The 19,966-nt window shown below is 42.5% G+C and carries 18 protein-coding genes; 13 read left to right on the top strand and 5 right to left on the bottom strand.

What is annotated here, in order from left to right:
* The first annotated feature begins 8 nt into the window (after window positions 1-8).
* Window positions 9-2,174, top strand: coding sequence for a HelD family protein (locus BQ9856_RS19290; protein WP_077612475.1), 2,166 nt, complete (start codon window positions 9-11; stop codon window positions 2,172-2,174).
* 97 nt (window positions 2,175-2,271) lie between these two features.
* On the opposite strand, the gene BQ9856_RS19285 is transcribed toward BQ9856_RS19290, so the two are convergent.
* Window positions 2,272-3,429: an alpha/beta hydrolase gene (locus BQ9856_RS19285; protein WP_139348736.1), complete on the bottom strand. Its 1,158-nt coding sequence runs from the start codon at window positions 3,427-3,429 to the stop codon at window positions 2,272-2,274.
* Window positions 3,430-3,578: 149 nt separating this feature from the next.
* On the opposite strand from BQ9856_RS19285, the gene BQ9856_RS19280 reads away from it, so the two are divergent.
* The 4 genes from BQ9856_RS19280 to BQ9856_RS19265 all read left to right on the top strand — a co-directional run bounded on the left by BQ9856_RS19280 (window position 3,579) and on the right by BQ9856_RS19265 (window position 6,697).
* Entirely contained in the window at window positions 3,579-4,157 is a 579-nt protein-coding gene (locus BQ9856_RS19280) for a TetR/AcrR family transcriptional regulator (RefSeq protein ID WP_077612474.1), read from the top strand.
* Between the two features lie 122 nt (window positions 4,158-4,279).
* Entirely contained in the window at window positions 4,280-4,741 is a 462-nt protein-coding gene (locus BQ9856_RS19275) for a MarR family winged helix-turn-helix transcriptional regulator (protein ID WP_077612473.1), read from the top strand.
* 1 nt (window position 4,742) lies between these two features.
* Window positions 4,743-5,672, top strand: coding sequence for an alpha/beta hydrolase (locus BQ9856_RS19270; protein WP_077612472.1), 930 nt, complete (start codon window positions 4,743-4,745; stop codon window positions 5,670-5,672).
* Window positions 5,673-5,695: 23 nt separating this feature from the next.
* Window positions 5,696-6,697 (top strand): amidohydrolase family protein, encoded by a 1,002-nt coding sequence (locus tag BQ9856_RS19265; protein ID WP_077612471.1) that lies wholly within the window; start codon window positions 5,696-5,698, stop codon window positions 6,695-6,697.
* 89 nt (window positions 6,698-6,786) lie between these two features.
* Here the strand turns inward: BQ9856_RS19265 and BQ9856_RS19260 are convergent, their stop codons facing one another.
* The 4 genes from BQ9856_RS19260 to BQ9856_RS19245 all read right to left on the bottom strand — a co-directional run bounded on the left by BQ9856_RS19260 (window position 6,787) and on the right by BQ9856_RS19245 (window position 10,413).
* Window positions 6,787-7,848: an NAD(P)-dependent alcohol dehydrogenase gene (locus tag BQ9856_RS19260; RefSeq protein WP_077612470.1), complete on the bottom strand. Its 1,062-nt coding sequence runs from the start codon at window positions 7,846-7,848 to the stop codon at window positions 6,787-6,789.
* A gap of 215 nt (window positions 7,849-8,063) precedes the next feature.
* Window positions 8,064-8,768, bottom strand: a complete 705-nt coding sequence (gene deoC / locus BQ9856_RS19255) for a deoxyribose-phosphate aldolase (protein ID WP_077612469.1) — start codon at window positions 8,766-8,768, stop codon at window positions 8,064-8,066.
* A gap of 18 nt (window positions 8,769-8,786) precedes the next feature.
* A complete protein-coding gene (locus tag BQ9856_RS19250; protein WP_235839255.1) occupies window positions 8,787-9,536 on the bottom strand; it encodes a GntR family transcriptional regulator in 750 nt (249 codons plus the stop codon).
* A gap of 97 nt (window positions 9,537-9,633) precedes the next feature.
* Window positions 9,634-10,413: an IclR family transcriptional regulator gene (locus BQ9856_RS19245; RefSeq protein ID WP_077612468.1), complete on the bottom strand. Its 780-nt coding sequence runs from the start codon at window positions 10,411-10,413 to the stop codon at window positions 9,634-9,636.
* A gap of 365 nt (window positions 10,414-10,778) precedes the next feature.
* Between BQ9856_RS19245 and ilvD the strand changes: the two genes are divergently transcribed.
* The 8 genes from ilvD (at window position 10,779) to cooS (ending at window position 19,904) form a co-directional block, all read left to right on the top strand.
* Window positions 10,779-12,461: a dihydroxy-acid dehydratase gene (ilvD, locus tag BQ9856_RS24940; RefSeq protein ID WP_077612467.1), complete on the top strand. Its 1,683-nt coding sequence runs from the start codon at window positions 10,779-10,781 to the stop codon at window positions 12,459-12,461.
* 6 nt (window positions 12,462-12,467) lie between these two features.
* Window positions 12,468-13,733, top strand: a complete 1,266-nt coding sequence (locus BQ9856_RS24935) for a GntP family permease (RefSeq protein WP_077612466.1) — start codon at window positions 12,468-12,470, stop codon at window positions 13,731-13,733.
* Window positions 13,734-13,758: 25 nt separating this feature from the next.
* Window positions 13,759-14,664, top strand: a complete 906-nt coding sequence (locus tag BQ9856_RS19230; RefSeq protein WP_077612465.1) for a dihydrodipicolinate synthase family protein — start codon at window positions 13,759-13,761, stop codon at window positions 14,662-14,664.
* Between the two features lie 222 nt (window positions 14,665-14,886).
* Window positions 14,887-15,252 (top strand): VOC family protein, encoded by a 366-nt coding sequence (locus tag BQ9856_RS19225; RefSeq protein WP_077612464.1) that lies wholly within the window; start codon window positions 14,887-14,889, stop codon window positions 15,250-15,252.
* Window positions 15,253-15,466: 214 nt separating this feature from the next.
* Window positions 15,467-16,522 carry a [FeFe] hydrogenase H-cluster radical SAM maturase HydE gene (gene hydE / locus BQ9856_RS19220; RefSeq protein ID WP_077612463.1) on the top strand — a complete coding sequence of 352 codons (1,056 nt, stop codon included), beginning with the start codon at window positions 15,467-15,469 and terminating at the stop codon, window positions 16,520-16,522.
* Between the two features lie 69 nt (window positions 16,523-16,591).
* Window positions 16,592-17,116 carry a hypothetical protein gene (locus tag BQ9856_RS19215; RefSeq protein WP_077612462.1) on the top strand — a complete coding sequence of 175 codons (525 nt, stop codon included), beginning with the start codon at window positions 16,592-16,594 and terminating at the stop codon, window positions 17,114-17,116.
* A gap of 39 nt (window positions 17,117-17,155) precedes the next feature.
* The gene (murI, locus tag BQ9856_RS19210) at window positions 17,156-17,929 is read left to right on the top strand and encodes a glutamate racemase (protein WP_077613451.1); all 774 of its coding nucleotides are present in this window, start codon (window positions 17,156-17,158) and stop codon (window positions 17,927-17,929) included.
* 58 nt (window positions 17,930-17,987) lie between these two features.
* Window positions 17,988-19,904 carry an anaerobic carbon-monoxide dehydrogenase catalytic subunit gene (gene cooS, locus BQ9856_RS19205; protein WP_077612461.1) on the top strand — a complete coding sequence of 639 codons (1,917 nt, stop codon included), beginning with the start codon at window positions 17,988-17,990 and terminating at the stop codon, window positions 19,902-19,904.
* Window positions 19,905-19,966 lie beyond the last annotated feature (62 nt).

Genomic DNA, 19,966 nt, shown 5'->3' with positions numbered 1-19,966 from the left:
CATGCATTATGGAAAATAAACGGTCTGAATTAGAATTTGAAAACAGCAGGTTAGAACAAACCATAGCATTGGTAAGAGAACATCTGGAACAGGCAAGAGAGCGCAATGAGGAAAATAAGTCGGCTATTATATCTGCCAAGCAGGAGCTGCGTGAAAATACGACACACTCCATATCAGATCTTTGGTCCAGCGAAGGCTTTGAAGCCCTTGCAGAATTAAACCAATATGCGAGCCCTATAACGGATAAAATCGCAGATTATGAAGCGGTGGAAAACAGGATCGCAGTGTTGGAGAACATGATGGAATCGCCTTATTTTGCTCGAATTGATTTTAAATTCGAGGATGAAGATACAATTGATAAAATTTACATCGGGCGTTCCTCCTTAAAGAAAGGCAATGCCAGCGAATTCTGGGTTTATGACTGGAGGTCGCCCATTGCAAGTGTGTTTTACCGTTTTGTGCTGGGGCAGGTATTTTATGATGCACCTGGCGGCAGGATAACAGGGGAAGTTCATTTAAAGCGCCAGTACGAAATCAACAAAGGAGTATTGGAATATTTTTTTGATGCCGATGTACAAATCGTAGATGAATTTTTGAGGAAACTGCTTTCTCAAAATACTTCTTCCAAAATGAAAACCATTGTTGAGACCATTCAGAGGGAACAGGATGTTGTGATACGGGATATGGAAAATGATTTAATGATGGTGCAGGGAGTGGCGGGCAGCGGGAAGACGTCGATTGCTCTTCACAGAGCTGCATACCTTATGTATCAGGGACTGTCATCAAAGCTGGCTGCTGATAACATATTGATTATTTCTCCCAATTCCCTGTTTGAGCAGTACATTTCAAATGTTTTACCCGAACTTGGAGAAAATAATGTTGTCTCAGTCGTATTGGAAGACATTTTTGCCTTAATATTAAAGAATGACCATGTTCAGTCAAGAAATCAATTTTTGGAAAATTTGATCGCAGGCTCCCGAAACCGGGAACTTATAAAAAGCAGCATGGAATTTAAAATGTCACGCCGTTTTTTGGAACTGTTAGACCGGTTTATCGAAGATATACCGCATAAATGGATCAATTTTACAGATATCTGTTATAATGGGAAGTGTATCCTGAGCGGAGAAGCACTAAAAGAGAAAGTACGATCCGGAAGAAAAGAAACTCCTCTTGGTGTGAAATTAAAGCTGATGGAGGAGTATATTTTAGATTTAATCAGTGAGTCAGAGAAAGGCCGCATCAAAAAGCCGGAAAGGATTTTAATAAAAGAAGAATTACTGAAATTTTTGGAGCTTAACGTGGAAAACATTTATCGAAAGCTGTTTCATGATAAAGAGTACTTTGACAGCTTATCAAAAGGCATTGAGCTTCCCGATTGCATGGAGAACATTTTCGTTTATACGCAGGAAAACTTAGATACCGGTTTCCTGTACTATGATGATGCAGCGGTTCTCACCTATTTGAATTTAAAAATAAATGGAGTCAGCGAATATAAAACCATAAAGCAGGTTGTCATTGATGAAGCGCAGGATTATTATCCCCTGCATTTTGAAATATTCCGCTTGCTGTTCTCAAAATCTAAATTTACGATTTTGGGGGATATCAATCAGACCCTTGAAAAAAGAGAAGACTTATCGCTGTATGAGCAGATCAGAAAAATATTCAATAAGAAAAAGTCTTCCCTTGTTACTATGGATAAAAGTTTCCGCTGTACTAATGAAATTTTAAATTATGGCCTGAAATTCCTTGAGAAAAGTTCGGAAATAAAGAGCTTCAACCGAAAAGGAGATGAGCCTGAAATATACGCAATGGCAGACCAGTCATCTTTTATTAATGTGGTCACTTCAGAAGTTAAATCCTGTTTGGAAATGGGGTATCAGTCGATCGGGCTGGTCTGTAAAACCGAAAAAAATGCCCTTTCCCTGTTTGAGTGTTTAAAAGACAAAATTGATGTTCAATTAATTAAAAATGAGGGTACGGCAGATTTGCATGGCGTATTTATGATACCTGTATATATGTCGAAGGGGCTTGAGTTTGATGCTGTTTTGATATGTGACGCTGATGCCCAAAATTATTACAGCGAAGATGATAAAAAGCTTTTATACATTGCGTGCACAAGGGCACTTCACAGGCTCAGCCTGTTCTGCATGGGAGAGGTCAGTCCGTTATTATAATTCTGCTGCACTGCGGTGGGGAACCGGGATTATCAGTAATTTAAGCCGTATGATACCAGGCTGTTATGAAACAGGCTGGTATCATACAATGTAAGTCTCATTGGATCTGATCGATCCAGTTAAGCATGACATCTGCCGCCAGTCCTAAATTTCCTATCTGGCAATGGGTATCTGCTGTTTCCTCCGGTGTAAACATACGTGCGGTGAGGGAATGTACGTTTGTCAGCGTTAAGATCTGGTCTGTAAACTGTTTTATCGGAATATAATGGTCATTCTGTCCCGCAAGAAGAAGTACGTCCTGAGTTATCAAATGTGAAAAGGCCGCTGTATTATAAGAAATCATTTTATGAAAAAATTCATAAGAAGATTTACTGCCGGTTATGTGCATTCCCTGCATAATTGCCCATTCCAGCATTAAATTATTTTCCGCCAGTTCTTTCAGTACCTTGTTAACCTCTTCCATTTTTTCCTGAGTTATCATGTCTTTAAAGGCATCTCTGAAAATAGGGTCGATCTGATGTATCAACACATCAGAAAAGTCCGCTAAAATGTCATATGCAATCACTTTTTTAACTCTTTTTTCATATGCTGCAGCCCTTAATGATAAATAGCCCCCAAGTGACATGCCAATTAAGGTGACATCATTTAACTTGAAATAATCAAGAATTGATTTTACAGGCTTTTCCCATTCATGTGTCATTGGTATTTTATAATCCTCCAATGTACTGCCCTGACCTGGCCCGTCAAAACAGATAACATCATATCCGGCATCTTTAAATATTACAGTCATCAAAAAAAGTTCTTCTATATAACTGTCGAAACCACCGAAAAAGACAACGGTACCTTTCGGATTTTCCGGTGATATGCGGTACGCTGAGAGACAGCCATTCTGATATGGGATCATATAGTGCTGATTTTCTGAAATGCTGTAAAAATCACTCACAAGAGAGATAAATCGTTTGCGTAAATTTTGTTTGCGTGGATCAGATTCAGATAAATAAAACTCAGCACCACGAAAATAATAGGCAGCCCTTAAATTTTCACTTTTTTTAAGAGAATTTTCACCAAGCTCAATAAATGACTGAATCAGGTCATGATATGAATGGATTGTATTACTTGCAGCGCGCATTTCATCCAGCATAAGTTTATCATTCGTCCAATTGTAAAATCGGTTCATTTGAAAATTCACGCTTGGATCCGGGTGTAAATTATAAAGGCCTACCGGAAAATCTTTTGTTGTCCACTTTTTCATCATATTGAAAACTCCTTTCTTGTTTTTACAAGAAGTAGTATAATAGAGCCGGATTTTGTATTCAATGATTGAAAAAGCCGGATTTGCTGCTTATGTAACAAAGCTGCTATGATTGTTGATTATTACACGAATAATAGATAGGCGGGATAAAAATGTCGAATGAAAATGATTTGCGGATCATAAAGACACGCAAGCTGATAAGGGACGCTTTTATAAAACTGATGGATAGAAAGGGCTTTCATGGAATAACAATCAATAATATTGCTGACATGGCAATGATTAACCGTTCGACCTTCTATCTTCATTATACCGATAAATATGATCTTTTGCAGCAAACAATGGAGGAAGCAATACAGAATATATTGCAGCTGGTAGCTCCTGAAACACATATCATAGATGGAAAGCTTGAATATGATAGCTTTGTACAAAATATAAATTCTATTCTTGAGACAATTGCAAATGATGCTTTGCTTTATAAAATAATTCTGAATGATAAAGAAATGTCAGGAATAAGCAAAGAGTTTGAAGATGCTTTAATTGAGAAGCTTGACATTTGTTTTCCTGATCATATTTTAATTTCAAGAGATTTATTTTTAGAGCTGCTCACTTCACTGTATATGTCAGCCATAAGATGGTGGTTAAATAATGATATGAAATACTCACCGAATTTTGTTTCAGAACAGTTGGTTAAGCTGCTTGTAGCAGGACCATGTAAGACTGTCGGAATTTGATATGGGCTACTTAGAAAACTTTTTATAAAACAAATAAGTTTTCGACTAAAGTGGTTGACACAGTCAACATTAAGACTTATAATATAATGGTTGATTGAGTCAACTAAAAATAAGGGGAAAATATGGATCTTTTAACTTTAGCAAGGTATGTTGGAATATTGAACAGGCAAACACAGTCCTATATCACAGCAGCTTTTAGCAGTTTGGATATAAACTTTTCGGAGTGTATCATTTTCATGAACCTATTCGATAAAGAGGGAATTAACCAGGAAGAACTTTCTTCCATGCTGTTTATTGATAAAGCTGCAACCGCAAGGACAATAAAATCACTGGAAAGAAAGGGATTTATCACGCGAGAAGTGCCGAAAGATGACAGAAGAGCAAAAAAACTTTTCTTAACCGACAAAGGAAGAAATTATAAAAGCTATTTTTACTCGCTTTTAGAAAAATGGGAGAATTGTACAACCGAAGGGCTGAATAAGGAAATGATAAATCTGGTTTTCAAAGGGATTCAGACTATGGCGGAAAATTCTTCAAACGCAAATTTTGCTGAATTAACCGGACAGACGAAAGAAGGAAATTAAAATGCCATTGAACCCAAAACTTAATAAATTACTTGAAACTGATTTTGCTAAAATATATTCGCTTCCGCTTGAGCAACAAAGAGAATGGTATGTAAAAAGCTGGGATGATTTTAAAGAAAGCACTGTGGAGGTAGGTGCTGTAAGTGATTTTACTGTTAAAACATCCGTGCGAAATACTCCGGTCAGAGTTTACGAGCCCAAGGGCAAAGGCAGCCATCCTGCTTTTATCTGGATTCACGGCGGCGGATTTGTATTCGGAAATATTGAAGTTTATGATTCCATATGCCGTAAGATTGTAAACAATACGAATTGTACGGTGATCTCAATTGATTATGGATTGTCTCCGGAACACAAATTTCCCCAGCCGGTAGAAGAATGCTACCAGACTGTAAAATGGATATCCGACCATGCTGAAAAACTAAATATATTTGCCGATAAAATTGCTGTTGGAGGCGACAGTGTAGGCGGAACACTTACTGCTGTAGTCAGCCGGCTTTCCAGAGATAAAGGGGAATTTAAAATTGTTTATCAGGTGATTATTAATGCGATGTTAGATTTACTCGGTGAGACAAACCCCGGATCCAGAGTGGAAAACGCCGAGGGTTACAGGCTGACAACCAAAGGCATTGAATGGTTTGTACGTCACTATCTGAACGAATTAAGTGAAGCGGAAAATCCTTTGGCTTCCCCGCTGCTCGCAGAAAACTTCGCTGACCTTCCTGCCGCATGCATCATTACCTCAGAATACGATCCGTTAAGGGATGAAGGTGAAATGTATGGGGAACGGCTGTCAGCAGCGGGAGTCAGCGTATGTCTGAAAAGATACGACGGAATCATACATGGATTTTTTAACATGCAGCAAACATTGGAAGAAGCAAGAGATGCGCTTGCTTTGGTATGTACAAAATTAAGGGAAGCGTTTGATCAATAAGTTGAACCGAAGGGATTATAAGAATGGGAAACATGAGTCAACACAATAAACTTAAGATTGATCTTCATGTACATTACCTGCCTTGGGCATATAGAGAAACATTGCTGAAGCACGGTGGAAAAAATCCGGATGGATTTCCCACTCCTTCGTGGAGTATGGAAACCCATCTGGAAGCAATGGACCGTCTGGGTATTGCTGTCTCAATGCTTTCTTTGTCGTCCCCTCATATTAATTTCGGGGACAAGAATGCCACGAAAGCTTTGGCCAGAGAAGCGAACGAAGACGGTGCGGAACTTGTGAAGAAATATCCCGGGCGATTCGGTTTGCTTGCTTCTTTGCCATTGCCTGATATGGAAGACAGCATTATGGAAATTCGATACGCAGCGGATGTATTACATGCGGATGGCTTTACGCTGCCAACTAACACGCAGGGGATATATCTGGGTAATCCATGCCTGGATCCGATATTTGAAGAGTTGAATAAGCGTAAATCCGTTGTCACTCTCCATCCCAACAAACCCGGTTGCATTCCTGACGGTGTTGCCGAAGGATTACCAGTACCTATGATGGAATTTTTCTTTGATACGACCCGTACCGTTATCAATATGATATTAAAGGGAATACCAAACCGCTTTCCAGAAATAAAATTCATCATACCTCATGCCGGAGCGTTTTTGCCAATCCTTGCGGATAGGATCGCACCCGCTATTAAAATGATGCCTTTATCGTTTGGCGGCCAGATCGGAAAAGATGGTGCCGATATCTACGGTACTTTGAAAGGTCTGTACTATGACCTTGCCGGTGCCTGCCTGCCCAGACAACTTGCGAACCTGGTGCAAATCACTGATATTGACCACTTTGTATACGGCAGTGACTATCCCTATACCCCCGAACCTGCATGCAGGATGTTAGCGGATGCATTAGACAAAACAGAAATGCTCACTGAAGAAAAACGCCGGCGCATTTATTTTAAAAATGCACTATGTTTGTTTCCCGGATTAACGGCAGAGCGTCTTTTCCCATAGCAAAGGCTATGCTTTTCTAAAATGAAGAGCATAGCCTGTTTTATGTTTTCCAGAATTTTATTTAACCGAAAACTCTGCGCCGGAATACTTTACCACTTGATGACTACAACCGGCTTTATTAAATCCCTCGGTTTATCTTTCATTAGCAAAAGCGCTTCTTCAAGGCTTTCAAAACCTTCAAACCGGTGTGTTACCAATTTGCCGGGGTCCAGTCTTCCTGTAGATACGAGGGAAGCCAGCTTTTCCATCCGGAGTCTTCCGCCTGGCATAAGGCCGCCTGCAATAAGCTTATGGCCCATGCCGCATCCCCATTCAACCCGCGGAATCTTTATGTAATCCCCTTCGCCTAAGTAATTGACATTGCCGATTTTTCCGCCGGGTTTTAACATCGTAATTGCCTGCGCAAAGGTATCTGCATCACCGCCTGCGATGATGACCCGGTCAACACCTTTTCCGTTGGTTTTTTTCGTGATCTGTTCTACAATATCGCCTTCGCGGTAATTGATGATCTCCGTAGCGCCATATTCCATGGCAAGCTTCACACAGTTCGGGCGGGAACCGACTGCATATATATGGGAGGCTCCCCGGATAGCGGCACCGGCAACAGCCATGAGTCCGACAGGGCCGATTCCGACCACTACCACGCTGTCACCAAATTGCACATCTGCAAGTTCAACTCCGTGAAATCCGGTGGGTACCATGTCAGAAAGCATACATGCAGCGACTGGATCCATTCCTTCCGGCAATAATGCGAGGTTTCCGTCTGCATCGTTTACATGAAATAATTCACCGAAAACACCGTCTTTGAAATTGGAAAACTTCCATCCGGCAAGCATTCCTCCGGAATGCATCTGATAACCGCCCTGAGCTTCAACGGAATTCCAATCCGGTGTAATGGCAGGTATAATAACCCTGTCGCCGGGTTTAAAATCTTTTACATAGCTTCCGACTTCAACTACTTCCGCAACCGCTTCATGACCCAGGATCATATCATGACGGTCACCGATGGCACCTTCCCAGACCGTATGAATATCGGATGTGCAGGGGGCAAGTACAATCGGACGGCAAATTGCATCGAGTGGTCCGCAAACCGGTTTATCCTTCTCGATCCACCCCGTTTTACCAATACCTAACATTGCAAAACCTTTCATAGTAAGTAACTCCTTTAAGATTATTTCTTTGTTATAAAATTAACAAATATGACCACGATTATTATACATCATAATGTTTTTGGAGTCAATTCCTATTTGGTGTTTAAATTGATAATGTTTAAGCGGGAAAGTGTTGATTACAGGTGAGATTTGTCCTGTAGTGTTTGAAAAGATCATGATGAATAGCAGCGTGATGATAATGTTTATAGTTCTTTCTACGGAAAGATATCGGGCAAACCTGGGAAAGATACCGCCTCTTCCATGATATGCATGGCGGAATCCACGGATATTCCAAAACGGTCGCACCCCGCCTTTTTCATTTCCAGCAGACCAGTGAGATTACGGATTCCTCCGGCTGCTTTGATTTTCGTCCGGGGTTGAATGACGGACTTGATCAGCTTAATATGATCGACCAGAGTGGGTTCGCTGCACCAGCCAGTACCTGTTTTAATATAGGAAGTTCCGGCATGCTCTGCAATCCGGCATGCCGTTACGATTTCTTCGTTCGTAAGAAGAGCTACCTCAAGGATTGTTTTTACAGGTATCCCGCCGGCGGCATCGACCACTGCTTTAATGTCCTGATAAACAAACTCATGGTTCTGTGATTTTAATTGTGCTATATTGATTACCATGTCCAATTCATCACAGCCCATGGATAATAGTTCTCTGGTTTGAAAGACTTTACTTTCTGTTGTATCGCATCCGGATGGAAAGCCTACGGTTCCACCGATCATGGTGTTGGATTTCCCCTTTAAATGTTCTGCTAAATAGGGGGTCATACCCGGCAGGGCAAATGCGCAGATAAAACCGTATTTTTTTGCGGCTGCGATCATCTGATCCAGATCATGAACCGTATGATTCGGTTTTACACAGCTGATATCGATTGCTTTTGAAAGATTTCCGATCGTAAAACGGTCCATGGTTTTCCCCTCCCAATCTTATTTATACCGTCCGTTCATAGAAATCATGAGCTCATACTGATCTCCAAGTATGCGGACATCATCAACACAAATGGCCTCTTTTTCCTTATAACAAATACGGCGGATGCAAAGAAGCGCTGTACCCGGTTTTACACCAAGCATTTCTGATTCGGCGAAATCTGCAGATTTCGCAAATATCTTATCATTTGCAGAATCGATCTCCAGATGATAATGTTCTTCCAGAAATTCATATAATCCCGAGAACTTATTTGTAAACTGTTCCAGGTCAGGAACAAGCTGATGAGGAATATAATTTTTCATGATAGCGATCGGCTTTTCATTGATGAGCTGAATCCGCTGTATCCGGGCTATCAAGTCTCCGGATTTAAGATCAAGTTCATTTAAAAGCTGTTCACCGGCATGTATGATATCAATATACATGCTTTTCGTCCGAACATCAAATCCGCGTCTTTTTAAGGACTCCGTAACCGAGGTGACTTTGTTTAAATCCTGAATGGTCCTCTGATCCAGCACCATGGTGCCTCTGCCCTGCTTAATTTCGACCAGGCCCTCCTCCTTCAGCATTTCCATAGCGCTTCTTATGGTGGTGCGGCTTACATTATAAATTTTTTCAAGTTCTGGTTCCGTGGGAAGCAATTCAGAAACAGGATAGGTTCCATCCTGAATTTTCTTTTTTATTAAATCATGAATCACCATATAAGCTGGAATTTTACGCATTTTAAAGTGATTATGAAAATCATGCATCATCGGATGATTTCATAACTTCTCCTTTCTCCTGTTTCATAATTCTTTTTTGACCTAAGTTTCATTATAACATTTTGTCTATTTTATATCAAAAAAAATGTCAGGAAAGGCTGCTTAGATCGATGTGGCAGTTTTGAAAGGATGTTTCCAGTGTTTTCTTTGATTCTTTCAGCAACTGAATGACGAAATCCAGCTTTTCCACGGAAAAACGGAAAGATGGAATCGAAACGCTGAGGGCTGCGAATATATGCCCGTTATTGCGTAAAGAAATGCCGGCACAGTGGACATCAGGGGTGGATTCCTCGTGTTCAATGGCATAGCCCCGTTTACGGGTTTCTTTCAATTCCGCTAATAAAAGCGGCCATTCCGTAATGGTATGAGGGGTAAATGCTTTTAGTCCGTCTGGATATAAAGCGTAGATTTCATCCGGTTCCATATCTGCCAGGATTGCCCGTCCGATTGCCGTGCAATAAAGTGGAAGCTGCTTTCCTACATAAGAGACCAGACGAATTGGTTCGTCAGAATCCTCTTTGGCAATATAAAGTAAATTGCTTTGGTTTTGAATGCCTAACTGGCAGGTTTCATTGCTTTCCGAAACAATGTGTTTCATTTCTGATTTGATGAACTCAAGTGCATCGATATGGTTGGTATAAGAAGAACCTACCGAAAATGCTGCAATGCCAATAAAGTATTTTAAATTTTCCTGGTTCATATAAATGAATTTTCTCGAAGTCATTGTATGTACTAATGGCATAATGCTGCTTTTAGGAGCATTTAAGGCCTTTGATAATTCCGTTAACGTCATTCCGTTTCCGTTTGTTGATAATAACTCAAGAATATCTAAAACCCGTTCTGTTGGCCGATGTTCATTTGATGGCATAAACCGTCACCTCATTCATTCTGATTTATTTCTATTATATCAAAGGACAATTAAGAATTCTATACGATTTATTTGTGAATCATGTATAAAAAGCAAGAATGAAATATGTTAAATCAGACGAAAACAGTTCCATTTTAATATCCTTTATTGACAATACCGTTAGAGCGTGATAATGTATAACGTGCGATACGCATTTACATACTGCGTACGTATATACATACTAAAACAAAGAGAAAAGGACGGAAGCGTGAAAATGGTCTATTATGTACCGCCAATTAATTTACTGGGGAAAGGCTGTTTAAAAGAAGCGGTTATTTAAAAAGATTTTTTAAATGATAAAAATTAATTAAAAGGAGAAGGAAATCATGGAAAGAAGCAAAAAAATACTATGCGGGCTTCAGAATCAGTATTACAGAGCTACTTATAAGTCAATGGGGTTTACAACAGAAGATTTAAAGCGTCCCATGATCGGTATTGCAAATGCATGGAGTGAGTGCGTGCCGGGACATTATAATCTGCGGCAGGTCGCACAGCGTGTGAAGGACGGAATTTACCGTGCAGGCGGCACTCCGGTGGAATTTGGTGTGATCGGTGGGTGTGACGGTATGGGACAGGGGCATGATGGCATGCACTTTATCCTTCCGTCAAGGGAGATCATCGCCAATTCGGTTGAATCCATGGCACAGATCAATCTGTTTGACGGAATCGTGCTTCTTGGTTCCTGTGACAAGATTGTTCCGGGGATGCTGATGGCAGCTGCGCGCCTTGATATTCCCTGCATTTTACTTCCCGGCGGCCCGATGGAGGGGGGAATTGAGTTTGACGGGCGTAAATCCGATCAGACTTCCAGCACCGAGGCGTATGGCATGCTTTCCGCCAATAAGATCACGGAAAAAGAATATACATCACTGGAGAATTTAGCCTGTCCTACCTGTGGTTCCTGTTCTTATCTGGGAACAGCGAATACGATGTGCTCTTTATCCGAAGCACTTGGTATGACCCTTCCGGATGGAGGCATCATCCCGGCTTCCGGTGCAGCCCGCCTTGCCATTGCGGAAGAAACCGGCATTAAGATTGTGGAACTGGTGGAAAAGAATATTACAGCCCGCCAGATCATTACAAAGGAAAGCTTGCAAAATGCCATTAAAGTATGTCTCGCAATGAGCGGAAGCACCAATGCGGTCATGCATCTGACGGCCATTGCTCATGAAGCAGAGCTGGATATGAACGTACTGGAAGAATTTGACCGGCTTTCGAGAGTAACACCCCAGCTGGCTAAGATCAATCCGGCTTCCGAATACAATATGATTGATTTTTACCGGGCAGGCGGCGTGATAAAGCTGTTGGAGGAAATGCAGCCGATCATCGCAGTTGACGAGATGACAGTTACCGCTCATACCGTGGCCGAAAATATAAAGGACCATGTATATCAGTATCCGGAGGACCGCAAGGTTGTGAAAACCATGGATGATCCATTCGGATATCAGGGAGGCGTGGCTGTGCTCCGCGGAAATCTGGCTCCGGATTCCGGTATTACAAAACCGGGAGCTTTTGATGAAAGCCTTCATCATTTTATAGGAGAAGCCATCTGCTTTGATTCAGAAGAGGAAGCAGAAGAAGCGATCCTGGAAGGGAAAATACGGGATGGACATGTGGTAGTCATCCGGTATGAAGGCCCGAAGGGCGGTCCGGGTATGCGTGAAATGTATAAAGCCATGAAGTATTTATATGGGCGCGGACTTTCTAAAACAACGGCCCTGATCACAGATGGGCGCTTCAGCGGTACCAACAATGGATGTTTCGTAGGCCATATTTCACCAGAGGCGGCAGAGGGCGGTGTGATCGCAATCGTAAAAGACGGCGACAGGATAGAAATTGATGTGGAAAAGCGCAGCATCGATCTGCTGGTCAGCGAAGAGGAGATTGCAGACCGTTTAAAAGAGTGGAAACGTCCGGAACCGAAATTTAAACGGGGGTACTTAGGTCTTTATTGTAAAATTGCGGCATCCGGGTCAGAGGGCGCAATTTTAAAATATGACAGTCTGTAAGGAGGTATGGAGATGGAGATTTCTGCTTTCGGTGCGATCCTGGCTCTTGTAATTGCAATCATTCTGATCTTAAAAAAAGTGGAGCCAACCTATGCCATGATTTTCGGCGCCATTTTTGGCGGTATTTTTGGAGGTGCGGGTTTAGCGGGTACCGTGAGCTGCATGATCACAGGGGTTCAGGGGATCGTTTCCGCGATTGTAAGAATTGTGACTGCCGGCATTTTAGCCGGTGTGCTCATTGAGACCGGTGCGGCTGCCCGCATCGCAGAAACGATTATAAAAAAGATGGGGAGCAAGCGCAGCCTGATCGCCATGATGCTTGCAACATGGTGCTTAACCGCCGTTGGAGTTTTTGGGGATGTGGCACTTATTACAGTAGCGCCGATTGCAATTCAACTGGCAAAGCGTTCCGGTTTTAAAAAGCTTGGTATTTTAATGGCGCTGGTCGGCGGTGTGAAGGCTGGAAATGTCATGAGCCCGAACCCCAATGCGATTGCAGCGTCCGAGGCCTTTGGCATTCCATTGACATCGGCCATGATGGCAGGGATCGTTCCGGCAGTGGCTGCATTGATTACGACAGCATTTCTTTCACGTGCTTTGATACATAAAGGCTCCGATTTTGAACATGTGGAGGAAAATGTGCCGGAAAATGAACTGCCTGGCCTGGCAGGAGCGGTTACCGGGCCGTTGGTGACCATTCTGCTTTTACTGTTAAGGCCAATCTGCGGGATCACTATTGATCCGCTGGTTGCATTGCCCGTTGGGGGAATCGCGGGCATTCTTGCCATGAAAAAAGGAAAATATACCTGTTCCTACCTTTCCTCAGGACTAAAAAAGATGAGTGGAGTTGCCATGCTTCTGGTGGGAACGGGAACTTTAGCCGGTATTATTTCCAACTCCAGTCTAAAGGATGTCATCATTCAGGGAATCGAGCTTGTGGGCCTGCCAGGCTTTCTGTTAGCCCCAATATCCGGTATGTTAATGGGAGCAGCCACTGCATCCTCAACCGCCGGAACAACTCTGGGAAGCCAGATTTTCGGGCCAACGGTCATGATGAGCGGGATTTCTGCGATCGCAGCGGCAGTGATGACACATACCGGAAGCTTTGTTTTTGACGGGCTTCCCCATGGCTCGTTTTTCCATGTGAGTGCCGGCGCATTGAATATGGAAATCCGTGAGCGCTTGAAATTAATTGGATATGAATCCTTAAATGGACTTGTAATGGTAGCTGCAGCAGTTTTGGTTTATGGTGTGCTGCGGATCGTTGGGTAAATTTTGGGAGAAAGGAAAACAAATTATGTATAAAATTATTACTCCGGTCGTAACTGTTTTTGATAAGCACGAAAAGCCGGATTATGAGGCGAATAAAAAGGTAATCGATTTTTTGATTGAAGGAGGAGTGGATGGAATTCTGGTGCTTGGCTCCACTGGGGAATTTACCGGGCTTTCCAAAAAGGAAAAATCCGATTTCTTCCGGTTTTACGCAGAATATACCAATGGACGCGTAGAATTGTACGCAGGTACCGGAAGCACCAATTTTGAAGAGACCGTGGAGCTTTCCAATGAAATCTATTCCATGGGATATGCAGCACCAATGGTAATCGGGCCATACTACTATGGGCTGGATCAGGAAAAGCTGTTCATTTTTTACGATACGCTGGCAAAATGCGTAAAAGGAGATCTGTACATTTACAATTTTCCTGCGAGAACAGGGCATTCCATTGCCCCGAAAACTGTAAAGAAACTGCTGGAAGCGAATCAGAATATCGTTGGTTTAAAAGATTCCGTTGCAGAGCCAAACCACACAAATCTGATCTGCCTGGAGGCCGGCGCACATCCGTTTCTGGCTTATTCCGGTTTTGATGATCAATTTCTGTACAACATTTCCTCCGGCGGAAACGGCTGCATCGGAGGACTGTCAAACATTGTGCCGGAAATCTGGAGTGATCTGGTAAGAGCAGCCAATGAAAAGGATTTTGACCGTTCCATGAAGCTGTCTTATCTGATCCACCAATTAATGCCGCTTTATGACATGGATTCCAACTTCTCACTTCTATTTAAGAAACTGATGATTCAAAGAGGGGTGGATATTTCGCCGAAGGCCATTTTTCCGTTTGACCAGTTGGAGGAGGAAATCTATAAGAATGCAGGGAAATTAATGGATCATGTGATTGATGAATATAAGAAGCTAACGGATCACTGAATGTAAAAAGCAGCGGACAGGTTCCCTTTGGTGCAATCTGCTGTTCTTAAAAAGAATACATAGACAGGATGAGAGTGCTTTATTCCGGGCACTCTTTTTTCTTAATAAAACTTATTAAAAAAGCTTTGACTCTCGTATTGTGTCATTGCTGATTTCGAGGAAAGAGCGTATAATATATTATTATGATTGAGAGAATCAATGTATATTTCAGGAGGAAAATCAATGAAGTTTTGCTTAAGCACATTAAGAGTCGTGGATTTAGAGGAATCAATAAAGTTTTATAAAGAAATCATAGGCCTTCCGGTAGTCAGCCGTTTTTCGGCCGGACCTGGTATTGAGATTGCATTTTTAGGCAGCGGAGAAACAAAAATTGAGCTGATATGCGGCGGTGAAAGCCGGGAAACGGATATCGGAGAAGATATTAGCTGGGGATTTGAGGTAGAATCTCTTGAAAATGCACTTTCTATGGTAAAAGAGAAAGGCATAGCTGTTATCGGAGAACCAATGCAGCCAAATCCCAGAACCAGATTTTTCTTCATCAAAGACCCCAATGGCATGAGAATCCAGCTGATAGAGAATCTTGAATAATTAAAATAGAAGAAATTGTTAAAAAAATATTCTTTCACAATCTTTTATAAGATGGTAGAATAAGCTTATTATTCTGCCGTCTTATGTTTTTTCTTAAGAACTGAATTTTACGAAGCAATAGGGTCAATGTAAAATCTTAAAGAAAATTATGGCAGTCACGAAAAAGTTTGAAAACCAGGCAGAAGCTGCGGCCAAAAACAAGGAGTAGAAGAATATGAAAAACCTGATTGATAAACTATACCGGACTCATGTACTGGAAAAAGGTGAATTTACTTATCTGCTGGAGAATTATGATAAGGAAGCCAGTGAATATCTGTTTTCCCTGGCCAGGTCATTGAGTGAGAAATACTTTGAAAAGGAAATCTACATCAGAGGCCTGATTGAATTTACGAATTATTGTAAGAATGACTGCTACTACTGTGGGATAAGAAGGAGCAACAAAAATGCGGACCGCTACCGGCTGAGCAAGGAGGAAATTCTATCCTGCTGTAAAAACGGGTATGAATTGGGGTTTCGGACCTTTGTGCTTCAAGGCGGCGAAGATCATGCATTTACAGATGAGATCCTGGTGGATATTATAGGAAACATCCGGGAAGGATACCCGGACTGCGCGATTACGCTTTCCATCGGAGAAAAAAGCTACGGCCAGTATTTAAAATATTATGAAGCCGGGGCCAACCGTTACTTACTTCGGCATGAAACGGCAAACGATGAGCATTATTCGCTGCTTCACCCCCATTCCCTGTCTCTGGAAAACCGGAAAAACTGTTTAAGAAATTTAAAAAAGATCGGATACCAGGTTGGTACCGGATTTATGGTTGGATCTCCTTACCAGACCGCCGAATGTCTGGCAGAGGATCTGCTGTTTATTTATGAACTGTCTCCTCAGATGGTTGGCATAGGGCCCTTTATTCCTCATAAGGATACCCGGTTTGCCGGTTTCCCGGCAGGAAGTATCGACCTCACCCTGTTCCTGATCGGTATTTTAAGGCTGATGCTTCCCAATGCGCTGTTGCCGTCAACCACAGCTCTGGGAACCCTTGATCCAAAGGGAAGGGAAAAAGGAATCTTATCAGGTTCCAATGTGCTGATGCCGAATTTATCGCCGGTTGGTGTCAGGAAAAAATATGAACTGTATGATAATAAGATATGTACCGGGGAAGAAGCAGCGGAGTGCAATGTCTGCTTAAGAAACCGCGTTGCCTCCATTGGTTATAACGTAGTAGAAAAAAGGGGCGATTTCATGGAAGACATCATTCATGCAGATTAACATTTTAACCTTATCAAGCAGCGAATCGGATTGCGAATATCCGCTTTGACCAAACATAGGAGAAAAATTATGGCAGAGCTTTTAAAACTGGAATATGAGGATACGGAAGACGTACTCTTAATCGGCATCAGCAGCAGGGACTATGGAGTCACGACCAACGAACTATGGGGAGTTTTCTGGGAGCAGGGATTTGATAAAAAGCTATACGAACAAAAGGATTGTCAGGCCGGCATGGATGGTTGTATCGGCCTTGGCTATATGACCGGTTTTTCGTCGGATGCAGGGCTTGGTGATACTTACATTGTCGGGAAGTATTTTAAGGTGGGAACTCCCATACCGGAGGGCATGACCGGCAGGATTATCAAAGGCGGAACAATTGTTAAGGCACAGATCGGTGCAAAAGATCTTAACGATATAATCGGCAATGCATATGCTCTTATATCCAATATGGTGCAGAAAAACGGTTTTATGCCTGATCATGAAGATTTTTACTGGGTGGAGTTTTACTCGGTCAGCAGATTCTGCGATCCTCTTGAAAGCGGTGCGGAGCAGGTGGTTCTTGACTGGCAGATGCCCGTAAGGAAAATAGGATGACCGGATCATCCCGGAAATCAAGGAAAAGGAATGAATGTTATGAAGATAGGCTTTTTTGATTCTGGTGTCGGGGGCATTACGGTTTTGCATGAGGCTCTTAGAGTACTGCCCGGAGAAGATTATTTATATTATGCCGATACGTTAAATGTTCCGTATGGTTCTAAGCCAAAGGAGCAGGTGAAAAAGTGTATATTCCAAGCGGTCGAATTTATTGCCGGTCAGGGGGTAAAAGCCATCGTGATCGCATGCAATACGGCAACAAGCGTGGCAATCGAAGAGTTAAGGGATAAGTACAGCATTCCGATTATCGGCATGGAGCCTGCAATTAAGCCTGCGGTCGAGCGAAACGAAGATATTAATAAACGGATTTTGGTAACAGCGACCGCCCTGACCCTTAAGGAAGAAAAATTGCAGAAGCTGATCGATAAATGGGACAACCACCATATCGTTGACCGGCTGCCGCTTCCGGGCTTGGTGCAATTTGCAGAAAGCTTTGAATTTCGTGAGAATATTGTCTTGCCCTATTTACAGGAACAATTGGCGCCATATGATTTTAACGAATACGGAACGGTCGTTTTGGGATGTACCCATTTTCCTTTCTATAAAGATTTCTTTCGAAAATTACTGCCGCCATCGGTAAATATTATTGACGGAAGTGCGGGCACCGCTAACAATTTAAAGAGAATTTTGACGGATATGAATTCGTTAGAGGAAGGGAAGGGAACCATTGTTTTCTATCATTCCGGTGTTGAGGTTACAGACAAATCCGCATTAAAGAACTACAGAAATCTGATCAGGCGAATGGATGGCTGAATTGGATTTCTAAAATTTGACATACTACACCATGAATAATATTTTAATGGAGGTTACTATGTCAGAAACGGTTTTAGAAAAGACAGAGGGTCGCGTAAGTTATCATGATTCCGTTGAAGAGATGCTTATAAGGATAAGAGATGACGGCTTATCCAGTGTGTTTTCCAGATATGACGAACAGGAAAAAATACGATGCAAATTCTGCCTTCAGGGGTTAAGCTGCCAATTGTGTACCAACGGGCCTTGCAGGATTAACGAACAAAAAGGACCGGAAAAAGGAGTCTGCGGGATAGGGCCGGATGCCATGGCCATGAGAAACCTTCTCATGAGAAATATCATGGGAGCAGCCACCTATGCCCATCATGCTTATGAAGCTTTTCGAACGTTAAAAGAAACAGGAAAAGGCAATACTGTTTTTAAGATCACAGATGTTGAAAAATTAAGGTGGATGTGTGAAAAAACCGGCATTGATACCGACCAGGATGTAAATCAGATGGCAATCAGCCTGGCGGATTTTCTTGACCGGGAGATGAAAATAAATCCGGACAAGAAAAGTGTCATGGTAGAAGCTTTTGCACCGAAGAAACGAAAGAAGATATGGGAGGACTTACACATTTATCCTTCCGGGGTCCAGCATGAAGTGGAAAACAGCATTGCAAGCTGTTTGACCAATGTAGACGGTGATTATGTTTCTCTGGCAAAAAAAGCCCTGCGGCTGGGCTTATCAACCATCTATACTGCGCAGATCGGTCTTGAAATGACACAGGATATTTTATTCGGAACCCCAAAGCCTCATGAAGTGGATGTGGATCTGGGAATTATGGATCCTGATTATGTAAATATTGCATTTAACGGACATCAGCCATGGATCGGAGTGGCTGCGCTGCAGAAAGCAAAAATGCAGGAATATCAGGAGTTAGCCAGACAAGCCGGTGCAAAGGGGATCCATATTGTCGGGTCCATTGAAACAGGGCAGGAGATGCTTCAAAGATTTGAAGTCGATGATGTATTCGTGGGACTTATGGGTAACTGGTTAGCTATTGAGCCATTTTTGGCGACGGGCACCGTAGATGCTTTAGTAATGGAAGAAAACTGTTCTCCGCCGGCCATTGACCAATATGCGGAAAAATATCAGGTCGCATTGGTGAGCGTCAGCACGATCATCGGCGTTCCGGGAACAGAACATGAGATGCCATATTATCCGCAGCAGGCAGAGAAGATGGCGGAAAAGTGTATCAACATTGCAATCGAAAACTTTAAGAAGAGGCATAAACGGATCAAACCTATGGTACCGGACCATAAACAAAAAGCAATCGCCGGATTTTCAACAGAGGCGGTATTAAATGCGATCGGAAATGATTTAAATAACCTGGTGGATGTCATCGCAAAAGGACAGCTTAAGGGAGTCGTTGCCCTGGCAAACTGTTCCACGTTAAGAAATGGGCCCCAGGACTGGAATACGGTAAATTTAACAAAAGAACTGATTAAAAAGGACATCCTTGTCGTCGCAGGGGGCTGCGGCAACCATGGACTGGAAGTGGCGGGAATGTGCAATTTAGATGCCATCGATCAGGCGGGGGAAGGGCTTAAAGGAGTTTGCAGGGCTTTGGGCATCCCGCCGGTCTTAAGCTTTGGAACCTGTACCGATACAGGAAGAATCTCCATGCTTGTAACGGCCCTTGCAGACCATCTGGATGCAGACATTTCGGATCTGCCCATTGCGGTAACGGCGCCGGAGTGGATGGAACAGAAAGCAACCATAGATGGCATTTTTGCCGTAGCATACGGAGCCTATACCCATCTTTCTCCGACTCCCTTTATCACCGGAGCGCCAAAGCTGGTCAAGCTGTTCACAGAGGATGTAGAAGGACTGACAGGCGGGAAAGTTGCTTTGGGAGATGATCCGGTACAGGTAGCAAATGATATTGAGAGTCACATTATGAAGAAAAGACGGGAAATGGGACTTCAATCATAAAATTACAGAATTATGGATCGGCAAAAGGATTGAGTCCTGTTTCTCGCAGGAATCAATCCTTT

Origin of the sequence: Clostridium sp. Marseille-P2415, from assembly GCF_900155545.1 — a bacterium.
Lineage (GTDB): Bacteria > Bacillota > Clostridia > Lachnospirales > Lachnospiraceae > Lacrimispora.
The sequence above is the reverse complement of the archived record's forward strand: the minus strand, read 5'-3'. Positions and strand labels throughout refer to the sequence as shown.